Below are 13,875 nucleotides of genomic sequence, written 5' to 3' on the forward strand. Positions count from 1 at the left end.
TGCGCTCGCTCGCGAAGGGCGAGGCGATCACGCAGGACACGTCCACGCTCGAGAACCCGGCGATCCTCGAGCAGCTCGCCGAAGTGCGCTGATCGCGCCTGTTGCGCACGTTGCGCGCACGGGCCCCTGCGCGGCAATCCCGATTGCCTGCGCAGGGGCTTTTTGCTAAATAACGGCATGACCGTTCCGCACCGTCCGGCGCCTGCCGCGCCGCCGCCCGTTCCCGAGCCGCTCGCGCGTGCGCATGCGCGCTATTGGCGCTTCAACGTCGCATTGATCCTGGTGCTGATGGCGATCGGCTTCACTGTGTCGTTCGTCGTGCCGTTCTTCGCGCCCGCGCTCGCGGGCATTCGCTTCGCCGGTTTCAGCCTGCCGTTCTATGTCGGTGCGCAGGGCGCGATTCTCGTGTATCTCGTGCTGATCGTCGTCTACATCGGCTTGATGCAACGCGCGGACCGCATGCTGCGGCGCGCGTACGACGAACATGCCGCGCACGCGGGCAATGCGCACCATGCTCGCTGATCCATGCTGACGCATCGACTGATTCGCGCGTACGCGCTTTACACACTCGGCTTTCTCGGGTTCGTGCTGCTGCTGTGGCGGATCGAGCGCGCGACCGGCTCCGGCGTGTGGATCGGCTATGTGTTCCTGTTCGTGCCGATCGCCGTGTATGCGGTGATCGGGCTGCTGTCGCGCACGTCCGATCTCGTCGAATACTACGTGGCCGGGCGGCGCGTCCCATCCGCGTTCAACGGAATGGCGACGGCGGCCGACTGGCTGTCGGCGGCGTCGTTCATCGGCCTTGCCGGCTCGCTCTACGCAACCGGCTACGATGCGCTCGCGTACGTGATGGGGTGGACCGGCGGGTTCTGCCTCGTTGCGTTCCTGCTTGCGCCGTACGTGCGCAAGCTCGCGCGCTACACGATTCCCGATTTCCTCGGCACGCGCTTTTCGAGCACCGCCGTGCGCGCGCTCGCGGCCGGCGCGGCGATCCTGTGCTCGTTCGTCTATCTGGTCGCGCAGATCCAGGGGATCGGGCTGATCGCGACGCGCTTCATCGGCGTCGATTTCGCGATCGGGATCTTCTGCGGGCTCGCGGGCATTCTCGTGTGTTCGTTTCTCGGCGGAATGCGCGCGGTCACGTGGACGCAGGTCGCGCAGTACATCATCCTGATCAGCGCGATCCTGATTCCCGTGTCGCTGATCGCGATGAAGAACGGGCTCGGGCCGGTGCCGCAGTTCAATTACGGCAAGCTGATGGAACGCGTGGCGGCGCGCGAGGCGCAGCTGCGCGACGCGGCCGAGGAGCAGCAGGTACGCGATGCGTATCGCCGGCAGGCGGCGGCCGTGCAGTCGCAGCTCGATCGCTTGCCCGCATCATATGCGGATGCACGCCGGCAACTCGTCGACCAGCTCGCGGACCTGCGGCGCCACAACGGGCCGCTGCGCGAGATCAACCAGCGCGAGCGCGAACTGGCGGACTTTCCGCGCGACCCGACGGCGGCGCGCGTGACGTGGACACAGGCGCGCGACGACCTGCTGGCACGCGCCGAGCCGCCCGTGCCGATGCACGAGCCGTTTCCCGCGGCGAACGACGACGACCGCAAGCCGCGCGAGCGGAATTTTCTTGCGTTGTTGCTGTGCCTGTCGCTCGGCACCGCGAGCCTGCCGCACATCCTCACGCGCTACAACACGACGACGTCGGTCGCATCCGCGCGGCGCTCGGTCGGCTGGACGCTGTTCTTCATCGCGCTGTTCTACCTGAGCGTGCCGGTGCTCGCGGTGATGATCAAGTACGAGATTCTGACCAACCTCGTCGGGCGGCCGACCGCTGAATTGCCCGCGTGGGTCACGCAGTGGCATCACTTCGAGCCGGACCTGATCAGCGTCGTCGAGGTGGTTCGCGACGGCATCGTGCACTGGTCCGAGATCCAGATGCAGCCGGACATGGTCGTGCTCGCCGCGCCGGAGATCGCAGGGTTGCCGTATGTCGTGTCGGGGCTGATCGCGGCCGGTGCGCTGGCTGCCGCGCTGTCGACCGCGGACGGGTTGCTGCTGACGATCGCGAATGCGTTGTCGCACGACGTCTATTACTGCATGGTCGCGCCGGATGCGTCGAGCCAGCGGCGCGTGACGATCTCGAAGGTCTTGCTGCTCGGTGTCGCGCTGTTCGCGTCGTATGTCGCGTCGCTCAATACCGGGAAGATCCTGTTTCTGGTCGGGGCGGCGTTTTCGCTCGCGGCGTCGAGTTTCTTTCCGGTGCTCGTGCTTGGGGTGTTCTGGAAACGCACGACGACGCGCGGTGCGATCGCCGGGATGGTGACGGGGCTCGCGGTGTGCGTGTACTACATCGTGTCGACTTATCCGTACTTCACGCAGCTCACCGGATTCGCCGGGCAGACGTGGTTCGGGATCGAGCCGATCAGTTCAGGCGTGTTCGGCGTGCCGGCGGGGTTCGCGGTGGCGATCGCAGTCAGCCTGTTAGATCGGCAGCCGGATGAGTATACGCGGGCGTTGGTGGATTACATTCGGCATCCGTGACGCGAAGGCGCTGGATGGGGGGGGCATCGTGGCGGGAAAAAGAAAGCCCCTTGATTTCTCAGGGGAATCAAGGGGCTTCTGCGTTCTGGCGGAGAGAGGGTCCGCCAGAATTAGATTAATCGAGACAACGAAAGACAACGAAACACTATATGTGTCGGGCATTTGGCGAAATGTGTTGTCTTGATTCGCCTTCGGTGTCACCATTGAATCTCAATATTTATGGTGGGTACGAAGGCGGGTAAGAATGCCAAAGGTCGCGAAAGAGCTTGGGGCTCTGGCTGTATCAAAATTGTCGCAACCCGGGATGCATCCGGTCGGGAAGGTTGCCGGCTTGTACCTGCAAATTGGCAGCTCGAATGCGCGTTCCTGGATCTTGCGGGTGAAGGTCGGCGATAAACGTCGCGAGATTGGCTTAGGACCGTACCCGTCGGTTTCGCTGAAGGATGCTCAGACGAAGGCGCAGGCGGAGCGGGACAAGATTAAGGCGGGCTTCGATCCAATCCTCGAGCGGAAGGCCGCAGAAAGCGCGCTGCGCGTCGCGCAGGCTTCTGAGATTACATTCGCCGAGGCGGCCAAGCAGTTCATCAATTCCCGGTCCCACGGCTGGAAAAACGCGAAGCACGGCGATCAGTGGCGCAACACGATCGCCCAGTATGCAGAGCCGGTGCTCGGCAAGATGCTTGTGCGTCATATCACTCGTGAGCACGTGCTTCAGGTGCTCGAGCCGATGTGGACGACGAAAACCGAGACTGCCTCCCGCGTACGCGGTCGCATCGAAAACATCCTCGACTGGGCTCGCGTTAAGGGCTATCGGTCAGGGGAGAATCCAGCACTCTGGCGCGGCAATCTGGATCATCTTCTCGCCAAGCCGTCGACGATCGCAGTCGTTCGACATCACCCAGCACTTCCATATCAAGAGATCGGTGCATTCATCGGAAGCCTTCGCGAGACTAAGGCGACCGGCGTGAAATGCTTGGAGTTTGCGATCTTGACTGGCTCGCGCTCGATTGAGGTGCGCGGCGCCCGCTGGTCTGAGTTCGACCTCGATACCGGTGTTTGGGCCGTGCCGGCTGAGCGCATGAAGCTCAAGAAGGAGCACCGGGTACCGTTGTCACAGGCGGCCGTCGATCTATTGCGCGGACTTCCGCAACCCGAAAAGACAGATGGGGATCGCTTGGTATTCCCGAGCCCTCGCGCCAAAGTGCTGAGCGATATGACGCTATTGGCCGTTATCAGGCGGATGAATGGCGACAGTGCGCCGCCGATCTGGCGCGATCCGAAGCAAAAGAATGCGCCTGTCGTGCCTCATGGATTCCGATCGACATTCAAGGACTGGGCCACTGAGATGACAAACCATCCCCGCGAGTTGATCGAGGTGGCGCTTGCACACATCCCAGGCGACTCCAGCGAAATGGCTTATTGGCGCAGCGAAGTACTTGAGCGGCGTCGCCGGCTCATGGAAGATTGGGCGCAATTCATTTCCAGACCATTCGAAGCCGGTAAGGTGTTATTACTGCAATGAACGGCATGAATTGATCAAACCGCGCCTAGGCTGATCCCCCGAAAACCGGCTCCTCGCCGGCTGGCGCGGTCCCTAACGAGGGCTATTGCGTGAGGGCGCAATGACTGACGAAAAGAAGGACATCAACGAGATTCACGCTGAGTTTTGGCAGAAGAGAAAAAAGCAAACAGACGAACTGCTTTCGCATGTGCCCATCGCGAAAATGGCCTATGCGGTCTATCAATCGCAGGTCAAATACACGCCGTTTGACCAGCAAAAGCCCTACGACCTGACGGTCGACATGGCCGCAACGCTTGCCGGGGAGCACGTTGAGGCGCTGCGCTCAGTTGTTAACTCGGTTAACGCTAGTGCGCCCAGACCTCGATCACGCAGCCACCGCAACATTGTGATCGAGGTCATGAAGCGCGCGCTGCGGGAGGATATGACGCTGCCCCAGTTCTTGGAGAACATGGCAGAAGAGCGTGATGGCGTGGAAATCAAGCCAATCGCGAAGCGTGGCGTGACCAACCTGTACACGGTGTTTTGCGCGGAATTGGTACCTGTCGACGAGGAGGGTGCCGAGACGGCCAAGGCTGCCGCGACAAAGCAAGTCACCTTGAAATCTCTCGAAGGTTGGTTCACTGCCGCACGAAAACCCTGAGTTAGCCGGCTCTCTTAGAGTCTGTTCTTAATCTGCATGACAACCAAGACAGATTGTCTTGGGAAACAACCTGATACGAACAGGAGTTTCTATGTCAGCAGAAGCACAAGGGCGCGCCCTGCGCCCATCGAAGGCCGCCGAACACCTCGGCATCGGCGTTTCGACCTTCTGGCGCTACGCCAAGACCATCCCCGATTTCCCCAAGCCGATAAAGCTTTCGCCGCGCTGCACGATCTTTTTCGAGTCGCAGCTCAATGACTGGCTTGCATCGCGCGCAGCCTCCTACAAGGCATAAGGAGTCGCGCGCATATGACCACCAATGCAAACGAAAAGGGCCGCAACTCCGGCAAGAGCGCGACCCAGAAGACCACCAAGGTCAATCATAGAGACATGTCGGCCGCCGCGCAATGCAAGCGCGTGCTCGAATTTCTCAAGGCCGATGGGCAGACCACGTATTCACTCAGAAGCCACGGCATTTCGCATCCTGCGCAGCGCATCAAGGAATTGATCGGGCTCGGCTACAGGATCGTGGCGGATCGAGTCGTGGCTGTTGATTCCGACGGCTTTTCACACGCCAATGTGGCGCGATATAGCCTCGTCGACCGCGAGCCCGATCTCGTCGACGCGATGCTGGAGGGCGCGTGATGTATGCGGAAATCAAGGCGACACAGCACCTCCAGCCGCGACGCCGGCGGATTTGTGCCGATCCCATGGATGGTGCTGGACAGTCCCGCGTACGTAGCGTTATCGCACCCAGCGAAGGCGCTGCTACTCGAGATTGCGCGGCAGTTTCACGGGGACGACAACGGGCGGATGATCGTCACGCTTGCGCACCTGAAGCCGCGGGGCTGGACCTCCTACGACACGATACAGCGCGCCAAGCAGGAATTATTGGACGCCGGTCTGATTCACGAAACGGTCAAGGGTCACAGGCCGAACAAAGCGAGCTGGTATGCGCTCACGTGGCTGAGCCTGGACAAGCTAGACGGGTTCGACGAGGGGGCTGCAGCCGGATTTGTGCGGAGTGCGTATTTGAAAACGCAGCCCTTACACCGCCAGACGGTGTAGAAACCGCCCATATTGCACCGGGAGACGGTGTAGAGACCCCTTCCACTACACCGCCAGACGGTGCAATGAAGGCCGTTTTCTGGGTTCTCTCTACACCGCCAGGCGGTGACCCTCTAGAGAAGCCATCTCCTACGGCAATTCTGTCGACGGGAGAGCGCCATGAATGACTCGAGCATGTGGGCGGCGATCGAGGGCACGCTTTCGAGCGAACCGCATCGGGCTCGGACGGGGATGACGCTGCGCGCCAAGTTGCTGGCAACGGACGCCAAAGGGAACTGGGTGCGGGTGCGCCTCGTGATCCGTAGGGGCGCTGCATACGACTGCATGGCTCATCTGGCGGCCGGTACGCGTGTCCGGGTCATCGGACAGTTTGCCTTGCCGGAAGATGACGCCGGCAGCGACGAACAGACCAAGTCCAACCTTTGGATGGATGTAGACAGTGCCGTGCGGCTGGGCGCCGAACGCACCAAGCACTCAGTTTTCGAGCGCCTTACCGAACGACTAAAATTTTGGAGTGCAAAATGAAATCCTACTGGCAGATCCGTGACACGCAGGGTCGCATCCTTGCCGATCACCTGTCGTGGTCGATCGTCAGCGACGTGCTGGCGACCTTCCAGCATCACAACATCAACGTGACGCTGCACCAGATGCAGGCGCAACCGGAAGGTGTGCAATGAGCGATTTCGATTGGATGGTTATCGACACGACCGGCCATGTGTATTCGCGCGGCCTATCGAGCGACGGCGCGACGGCGATGATGGAATCGCTGCTCTCGTCGAAGCCGGCGCTGGGCATCAAGACCGTGCGCGCGAGCTGGGAAGGCAAGGAGCCACTCAACATGCTCGCCACAGTTCCGGCTTACGTCCCTTCAGCGCAGCCGCTGCCGGCCATCGAGCCGGGCAGCGAGCGGCACGCATTGCGCGAGGCGCTAGAAGCCCGTCAGGACGCCACCAAGCGCCTTGCAGATGCCGTACAGGCGGTCGAGCGCGCAAAGGCCTTTCACGACGCCCGGAAGTCCGAACACGTAGCGCTCACGGTCGCACACGAGGCCGAAGTGCGCAACGCCGGCAGCAACCTGGCTGAAGCGTTCAAGGCTGGCGGATCGGTGGCGGCGAACCGGTTTATCGATCGCAGTGCCTTGGTGGATTGCGAAACGCGGCTCGCTACGTCGCAAGCTGCTCTCGACCAGCTCGAGGCCGAGCGCGGGGCGGCTGAATCTGCGGAGCGGAGCGCAGAAAGCGCCGTGCGGCTCGCAATTATGGCCGTGAAGCGTGTCGACGTCGACGCCATGACGAAGCGCCTGATTGACGTCAAAGCCGAATACATGGCCCTGGCGTCCGCGATCGACGCAGCGCGCTTCTCCGATGTTCCGACGACCCATGAAGCGCTGGAGGCGATGCAGATCGATGATCCTCACGTTGGCCATATCGACCTGATGGCGAAGCGCTGGCACGCCTACACCACAGCGCTGCGCGAAGACCCGCAAGTTACTTGGGAGATAACAAATGGCTAATCAGGAAGTTCTGCGCGAATTTTTGGTGTCTTTAGGCTGGAAAATCGACGAGTCCGGCCAAAAGAAGTTCGTCGATAGCGTTGCCGCGGCTTCTGTCAGAGTCGCCGAGCTTGGTGCCGCCATCGCAGCTGCTTCAGCGGCTGTCGTGGCTGGCGTTACGAAGATCGCCGACCAGATGGAATCGCTGTACTTTGCCTCGCAGCGCACTGGCGCGGCAGTCGCGAACATCCAGGCGCTTGGCTTTGCCGCCGCTCAGATGGGCTCAACGGTAGATGCTGCCCGCGGCTCGCTCGAGAACCTCGCGCGCTTCATGCGTAACAGTCCGGGCGCGGCTGGATTGATCCAGGGCCTTGGCGTTCAGACGCAAGGCACAAACGGCCAGTTGCGCGATACGGCCGACATTCTGAAGGATCTCGGCAAGCAGTTCGCGAACATGCCCTACTACCGGGCTAATGCGTATGCGCAGGCGCTCGGCATCGACGAAAAGACCCTGATGGCTTTGCGTCAGGGTCTCGGGCAGTTCGGTGATGAATACAAGGACATGCTCGCGAAAGCGGGCTTGAACTCGCAGCAGGCGGCGGAGTCTTCGCATGCATTCATGAACGAAGTGCGCTCTCTGGGCGCAGCGTTCGTGATTCTCGGTCAGAAGGTTGCTACCTCACTGACTGGAAAGATGTCGGGAGACATCAAGCGCTTCCGCGAAGGGCTGGTCGACAACTTCGGGCGCATTGCGGCAATCGTCGAAAAGATCGCCAATGGCATCCTGAAGTTGGCGGATGTGGTTAGCACGCTGGCGCTCCGCGGTATGCAGGCAATCGGCGCGGTCATCGACTGGTTCGATAGTCTCGACGACACGACGAAAAAGGTCATCGAGGGTTTGGGCCTGCTACTCATCGCGTGGAAGGCGCTAAGTGCTGGCATCTTGGCTACACCGACTGGCCGCGTGCTCCTGTTAGGCACTGCTCTTCTGTCTCTATATGACGATTACAAGGTCTGGCAGGAAGGCGGCAAATCCCTTCTCAACTGGGAGGTCTGGGAGCAGCAAATCGAAAAAGCGCTGTTCGGCCTGTCCAAGATCGGTCATGCGCTGCGCGCGCTGAGCAAGCTCGCTCAAGATGCCTGGCACGGTAATTGGGCAGCCCTCGGGAAGGATTGGGAGGCTGTCAAAGGGGCATTGACCGCCAAGGAAGTCGCGCCAGGGTTCTCGCAAACCGACATCGACGCAGCCAAGAATCAAGGCGGTGTAAAGCTGACATCAGATGCGCAAAAGCGGCTTGCGGCTCTCCCCGCACCATCCAGTCAGGAGCCTCGTGGCATCCGCAACAACAACCCTGGCAACTTGAATTTCGCCAGGCAGGTCGGGGCGACATTGGAGTCGGGGCCGAACGCACGGTTTGCTGCTTTCAAAACGCCAGAGGAAGGTTTGCAGGCGCTTGCGCATCAGCTCCGTCTTTATGCTCAACGCGGCATCAATTCGATCCGCTCGATCATCTCGAAGTTCGCCCCGGCTAGCGAGAACAATACCCAAGCGTACATCGCGAATGTGGCGAAGAGTCTCGGCGTGGGGTCCGAAGCAGCGCTCAATCTCAGCGACCCTCGAATCATGCAAAGCCTGATGGGCGCGATCATCCGAGTTGAGAACGGCAAGAACCCGTACAGCGCCGAACAGATTGCTGCTGCATCGGGCGTCCGCGCAGCAGGTGCACCAGCTTCTGCGCCCGTCTCCGTAAGCCAGACGACGACGATCCACGTGACAGGTTCGGGTGACTCGCATTCAACAGCACAGGCGGTCGCTCAGGCCCAATCCGGCGTGAATCAGCGTCTCGTTCGCAACATGAAGGTGGCGATCCAATGAAGACGGTTCGCAAATTCACCTGCGACGCGCTCATCCGCCTGTCGCTGGCAAAGCGTAAGGCCTCTGCGCCCAAGCCTGCGGCGACTGCCGATAAGCGTCAGCCGGTCGACCTAAACGAGATTCATCGGCGCTTCTGGGCGAAGCTGGCCGGACGGGAGGAATAGCAACAGACGGGGATTAGTCGTGAGTGCCCCAGTCCATGAAAAACCGCGACAGCCGGCGGGTGCCCTTTGGAACGCCGCGGCCGGCACCTAACACTGGAGAAACGAATGGACGAACAGCTTTGGGAAGTGACCGACAGCACCGGGCGACATCACGGCACGTTTGCGCGCCATGTCGCCTCTGACGTGCTGGACCAGATCTGGCTGGATAACCCGTCTCTCGCCTGGGTCGCAATGACCGAGACGAGCGCACCGGAAACCACGCACTAGGTGGACGACACATGACGCAACAATGGCTCAGAAGTGCTCAGCTCGTAATCGGGGACAACGCCGGCAACGGTCTGGACCTGTCGCAGCTGCATATCACTTTCTCAGTGAAGGGCGCGACTACGCAAACGATGAAGCAGGCGTCCGTGCGCATCTATAACGCCGCCCCGACGACTCTGCTGCGCATTCAGCAGGAGTTCACGCGCATTAGCCTCTCGGCTGGCTATGAGTCGGACGGCACCGAGGGCATCATGCAAATCTTCGCCGGCAGTATTTCGAAGATCAGGCAGGGACGGCAGAACGCAACGGACACGTTCATCGATATGGACTGTTTCGACTCAGACCAGGCCTATAACTGGTCTGTCACGAACGCGACTCTTGCGGCCGGCTGGAGTCCGGACGACATGCACCGGACACTGTCGCAGTCTGTCGGTCTGTACGGCGTGAACGCTGGTCTCAAACCGACACTGCCGCAAGTCAAATTGCCCCGCGGACGCGTCCTGTATGGGATGACTCGGGACCATTTGCGCGGACTTGCTAACTTCGTCGGCTGCGATTGGAATCTGCAGGACGGGCAGCTGAACCTAGTTCCTTGGAATGGTTATCTGCCGGGAGAGGCGCTCGTGCTGAGCCCGTCTACAGGCCTCATTGGCACGCCCGATCTCACTATCGAGGGGATCATCGTGCGATGCCTGCTCAACCCACGAATCAAATCGGGGATGCGCATCCAGATCGATAACTCGTACATCACAGATACCGTGGTGAAGACGCCCGTAACGCAGCAGGACATCGCAATGCCGTCGCTCGATCCTCGAGGCATCTACAAGGTTCTGTATGTCGTGCACAACGGCGACACGCGCGGGCAATCATGGCAAACAGAAATGGTGTGTGCGGCGATCGACGGCACTCAGCCGCTCAGTGGTCCCGCGATCAATGCTGTGCCCGAGATTGGCGTTTGATAAAACAAGGAAAGAACAACGCCCCGCTTAGATGGGGCTTTGAAAACAATCAAAGGAAATCAAACGGGCGGTGCGGATAAGTTCGCAGTTTCTTCGCATTTTTCCGAACCGCCGTGAACGCGCAAAGCCCCGCCCAGCTTGAGAGACGGCCATTCCGTGAACAGAATTTCCGAACCGATTTCTCCGCACTTAGATGCGCCCGTCCAGCGATTGTTGCATTTTTAGCAACATCGAAACGGGCGGTAGCCACTCTGGTAGCCACGGAAAACGCGGTTGGTTTCCACGATGGTTTCCACGGTTTTGGGCCTTTTGGAAACCATCTACTTCGCACGTTGCTTCGCACTGTTGCTGCGAAGTAAGGCATTCGGTACGCAGCCCGGTACGCACGGTTTGGCGCCTTCGGGAGCGCACTGTAACAACCGGTGTAACAGCAAAACCGGAGTTGAGTTTTCCGAGTCCATAAAAAAGGAAGTGGCACCCCAGGTGGCAGGCCACATAGCCAAAAAGGAACAGTAGGCAGCCCGGTTCGCACAGCCGAGGTTCGCAGGGTTTCAGGCCTTTTCCGAAACAACCTCATGAACGAGGCCACCCGCGTTTGGAACGCGACCAAGCCGCAACTTCAAATCCCACCTGTTCATGTCGACGTTTACGACATGAACACACTATTGCCAATGTTGGCTCAATAGCCAATGCTCGACTACTATGGCCCGATCACGTTCAATTTCGGAGAGGCCACCATGGATGACGAACCGATTGTGTACCGTGTCAGCATCGCGATGAAGAAGCTTGGCCTGTCGAAGGCAACGATTTACCGTATGGCCGCCCGCGGCGATCTGAAGCTGGTCAAGATCGGGCGCAGAGCAAGCGGCATCACAGCCGAGAGCATCCGCGCCCTGATTGAGCGCGGTAGTACCTCATAAGGAACTCATTGTCGTTTTTGGGACGGCCGGCGTTTAGTCGGCTTTGCCGGTTCGAGTCCGGCCTCGGGCAACCTCAAGCACCTAGTTTGCGCTGAGCTTATCGACCGGAAGGTTAATTCCGGCTAATTTCCAAGACCAGAGTCCGTCCCGCTTGAAAACAAACGTCACCTGATCCTCAGTTCCTTTTCGCGCCGTCGCCGTGACGGTCGACCAATCTTTGTAGCCCACTGAGTAATCGACCTGCGGAGAATCATTTGACGCGTGCGGCGTCACCTCACCATTGGCATTTGCCTGACCTTCCTCCGACTTCCCCGCGGATGACGGTGGTACGTCCGGGTGCACGGGCTTAGCCGAACCTTGGGCCATCATGGTCATTACTCCGGACGGGGTCACCATCGTGTCAATCAGCTGATTCGCAAAGCCCATTGCCATCATCATCCCCAGTCCGGCGAACGGGTTGTCCTTCATGTCCGCCGAGTTCGTCATTTTTACCTGCATCAACGCCGCGAACTGCGCCCGCAAGCTTTCGCGCAGCGATGGGAAATCGACGTGAGAAGAGAATGCATCGGCATTTTTGTCGACCATGGCTGATCGCATTTGATGCATGGTTATGTATGGACTTGCGTAACTTGTGACACCGCCGATGGCAATAACGATTACCCCTGCAATCAATGCTTTCTTTTTCATGGTCTCTTAGCACACGTAGCGCGTTTGTTGTTGGAAGGTTATTTGGCCATCGTCGCTCGATTCGCGACATTTGGCAATCGTCGGCAGCAATACGGCGGATCATCGGTCCGCCTCAAGGTACTGCTGGGCTTGCCTGATAGCGTTGTTTGGCCAATATACCCACCAACCATCCCGCCATCGCTAATCCTGAGTTAGCCGGTTAGCTTGGGATGCGGTAATTCAATAACTATCAAGCTGAGACTTTAGACCACTAGCGGCAGCAAACGCACAAAGAAACACTCAGCCCGCGAATAGCTGTTGCGCGAGCAAACAATGAGTAACCAGCAAGCAGCCGGCATCGATTCCGCCGTGCTGAATTTTGATCTACTGCCGGACTCGGCCTATGTGCCGCGCCGCACTCTAGCCGCGCTTCTCGGCTGCTCCGAGCAAACCATCACGCGCCGTATCGCCGATGGGACACTGCCTCCGCCAGTCGGCATCCTCGGCCTGCAGCGCTACCAGGTGAGCACGGTTCGCGCGATTCTTGGATCGCGAGATCTCATCGCGCTCGACGACTCGAGCGGCGGATTTGGTAGGCCGCTGACAGCCGCCAGCTATGTGGGAGGCGAGCAATGACAATCGAGAATGATTTCCTTCCATTTGCAGTCGGTGGTTCGGCAAATGTCGTAAGCCAGTCGGCGTATGCGGCCGATACCTCCACCCTGCAGAACGGCTTCTCGTCGGGAGTCGCCCAATCGAACAGGCTAAACAAGGTGTGGCGCCAGTCGAGCATCATGTCCGCTGTATTGGCGCAGTTCATTTCAGACCGCACCGGACAAAATGCGGTAGATGACGGGACAACAGCGACACTGCTTGCCAACCTGAAGCTCGCTGCAGCGGCGCTCAACGGGGATGCGGCCCAGACGTTTTCTGTCGCCCCCGCCACGCAGAGCCAGCATGCGGTCAACCTTGGTCAGTTCGCCAATTCGCTGGTGACGAGTGGTTATTCGAAGCTTCCGAACGGCCTCATTCTCCAATGGGGTGTTGGAACGTTGCCAAATAGCGGCGCGCGCACCAGCAGCGTCACGGTAACGCTGCCTCTTGCATGGCCGGCCTCGACATTGTTCTCGGCAGTAGCAAACGCAAACGGAGCGGCCAACTCATCAGTCGGCGGCTTACCTGTGATCGGCGCCACCTCCAACACCTCGTCAAGCATCACATTTACGGCTGACACTCTCGGCTACACCACATTCAACCAGACGATGACGTTTCTCTGGTTCGCTATCGGGAAATAACGATGGGAAAAAAATTCGCAGCATATGACGCGCAAGGAGACATCTACGCGTACTACGACGACATCGATAGCCCGGTTCCGTCCGGCGTTACGAGCGTCCTCAAAATCACCGACACGCAATGGCAGACATGTATCGCGACACCGGGCTATAGGGTGCGGAGTGACGCTCTCGTCGCGCCCGTCACGCTGACAACGGCGGAGATCGCTGCGCGACAGGCCGCTTCTGCGTGGTCCGCCTACCAAGCCAGCGCCAAAGCTGCGCTCGATGCATCGGACCTCACAATCCTCCGATGCTGCGAGAGCGGCGTAGCGGTGCCGGCGGTATGGGCGACGTATCGAAAGGCTCTGCGCACAATCGTGGGTGCTACGGCGGGAGATCCAACGCAGCCGCTTCCCGCAAAGCCGGCATACCCAGCGGGAACGTGATGGTCGGTCGGCCGCCCTTGGGCGGCGCTTCATGCCCTCCCCG

General features: G+C 59.9%; 18 protein-coding genes. 17 read left to right on the plus strand and 1 reads right to left on the minus strand.

Annotation, left to right across the window (positions count from 1 at the left end):
- Nucleotides 1-177 precede the first annotated feature (177 nt).
- From DIE16_RS31595 to DIE16_RS31650, 15 genes are all read left to right on the plus strand, one after another.
- The gene (locus DIE16_RS31595; RefSeq protein WP_124489532.1) at nt 178-522 is read left to right on the plus strand and encodes a DUF4212 domain-containing protein; all 345 of its coding nucleotides are present in this window, start codon (nt 178-180) and stop codon (nt 520-522) included.
- A gap of 3 nt (nt 523-525) precedes the next feature.
- Complete coding sequence (locus tag DIE16_RS31600) at nt 526-2,541, plus strand: sodium:solute symporter family protein (protein WP_124668388.1); 2,016 nt, start codon at nt 526-528, stop codon at nt 2,539-2,541.
- A 244-nt stretch (nt 2,542-2,785) separates the two neighbouring features.
- On the plus strand, nt 2,786-4,063 hold the full coding sequence (locus tag DIE16_RS31605) for a site-specific integrase (protein WP_124894075.1): 1,278 nt from the start codon (nt 2,786-2,788) through the stop codon (nt 4,061-4,063).
- A 100-nt stretch (nt 4,064-4,163) separates the two neighbouring features.
- Complete coding sequence (locus DIE16_RS31610) at nt 4,164-4,703, plus strand: hypothetical protein (RefSeq protein ID WP_124894076.1); 540 nt, start codon at nt 4,164-4,166, stop codon at nt 4,701-4,703.
- 91 nt (nt 4,704-4,794) lie between these two features.
- A complete protein-coding gene (locus DIE16_RS31615) occupies nt 4,795-4,998 on the plus strand; it encodes an AlpA family transcriptional regulator (RefSeq protein ID WP_124894077.1) in 204 nt (67 codons plus the stop codon).
- Between the two features lie 14 nt (nt 4,999-5,012).
- Entirely contained in the window at nt 5,013-5,348 is a 336-nt protein-coding gene (locus DIE16_RS31620; RefSeq protein WP_124894078.1) for a helix-turn-helix domain-containing protein, read from the plus strand.
- A gap of 69 nt (nt 5,349-5,417) precedes the next feature.
- On the plus strand, nt 5,418-5,771 hold the full coding sequence (locus DIE16_RS31625) for a hypothetical protein (RefSeq protein ID WP_124894079.1): 354 nt from the start codon (nt 5,418-5,420) through the stop codon (nt 5,769-5,771).
- Between the two features lie 159 nt (nt 5,772-5,930).
- Nucleotides 5,931-6,296 (plus strand): hypothetical protein, encoded by a 366-nt coding sequence (locus tag DIE16_RS31630; protein ID WP_124894080.1) that lies wholly within the window; start codon nt 5,931-5,933, stop codon nt 6,294-6,296.
- Entirely contained in the window at nt 6,293-6,448 is a 156-nt protein-coding gene (locus DIE16_RS36810; RefSeq protein ID WP_185735536.1) for a hypothetical protein, read from the plus strand. Before DIE16_RS31630 ends, DIE16_RS36810 begins: the two co-directional genes overlap by 4 nt.
- Entirely contained in the window at nt 6,445-7,284 is an 840-nt protein-coding gene (locus tag DIE16_RS31635) for a hypothetical protein (RefSeq protein WP_124894081.1), read from the plus strand. Before DIE16_RS36810 ends, DIE16_RS31635 begins: the two co-directional genes overlap by 4 nt.
- On the plus strand, nt 7,277-9,139 hold the full coding sequence (locus DIE16_RS31640; RefSeq protein ID WP_124894082.1) for a lytic transglycosylase catalytic: 1,863 nt from the start codon (nt 7,277-7,279) through the stop codon (nt 9,137-9,139). The genes DIE16_RS31635 and DIE16_RS31640 overlap by 8 nt, the downstream gene beginning before the upstream one ends.
- Entirely contained in the window at nt 9,136-9,303 is a 168-nt protein-coding gene (locus DIE16_RS36815; protein WP_185735537.1) for a hypothetical protein, read from the plus strand. Before DIE16_RS31640 ends, DIE16_RS36815 begins: the two co-directional genes overlap by 4 nt.
- 105 nt (nt 9,304-9,408) lie before the next feature.
- The gene (locus DIE16_RS36820) at nt 9,409-9,570 is read left to right on the plus strand and encodes a hypothetical protein (RefSeq protein ID WP_185735538.1); all 162 of its coding nucleotides are present in this window, start codon (nt 9,409-9,411) and stop codon (nt 9,568-9,570) included.
- A gap of 11 nt (nt 9,571-9,581) precedes the next feature.
- Nucleotides 9,582-10,526, plus strand: coding sequence for a phage protein (locus DIE16_RS31645; RefSeq protein WP_124894083.1), 945 nt, complete (start codon nt 9,582-9,584; stop codon nt 10,524-10,526).
- A 689-nt stretch (nt 10,527-11,215) separates the two neighbouring features.
- A complete protein-coding gene (locus DIE16_RS31650) occupies nt 11,216-11,446 on the plus strand; it encodes an AlpA family transcriptional regulator (protein ID WP_260434492.1) in 231 nt (76 codons plus the stop codon).
- Nucleotides 11,447-11,527: 81 nt separating this feature from the next.
- Here the strand turns inward: DIE16_RS31650 and DIE16_RS31655 are convergent, their stop codons facing one another.
- Entirely contained in the window at nt 11,528-12,133 is a 606-nt protein-coding gene (locus tag DIE16_RS31655) for a DUF2939 domain-containing protein (protein WP_124894084.1), read from the minus strand.
- A gap of 312 nt (nt 12,134-12,445) precedes the next feature.
- On the opposite strand from DIE16_RS31655, the gene DIE16_RS31660 reads away from it, so the two are divergent.
- Both DIE16_RS31660 and DIE16_RS31665 read left to right on the plus strand, forming a co-directional pair.
- The gene (locus DIE16_RS31660) at nt 12,446-12,748 is read left to right on the plus strand and encodes an AlpA family transcriptional regulator (RefSeq protein WP_124894085.1); all 303 of its coding nucleotides are present in this window, start codon (nt 12,446-12,448) and stop codon (nt 12,746-12,748) included.
- Nucleotides 12,745-13,407: a gp53-like domain-containing protein gene (locus DIE16_RS31665; protein ID WP_124894086.1), complete on the plus strand. Its 663-nt coding sequence runs from the start codon at nt 12,745-12,747 to the stop codon at nt 13,405-13,407. The genes DIE16_RS31660 and DIE16_RS31665 overlap by 4 nt, the downstream gene beginning before the upstream one ends.
- Nucleotides 13,408-13,875: the final 468 nt, after the last annotated feature.

This window comes from Burkholderia sp. Bp9090, assembly GCF_003857985.1.
Classification (GTDB): Bacteria; Pseudomonadota; Gammaproteobacteria; order Burkholderiales; family Burkholderiaceae; genus Burkholderia.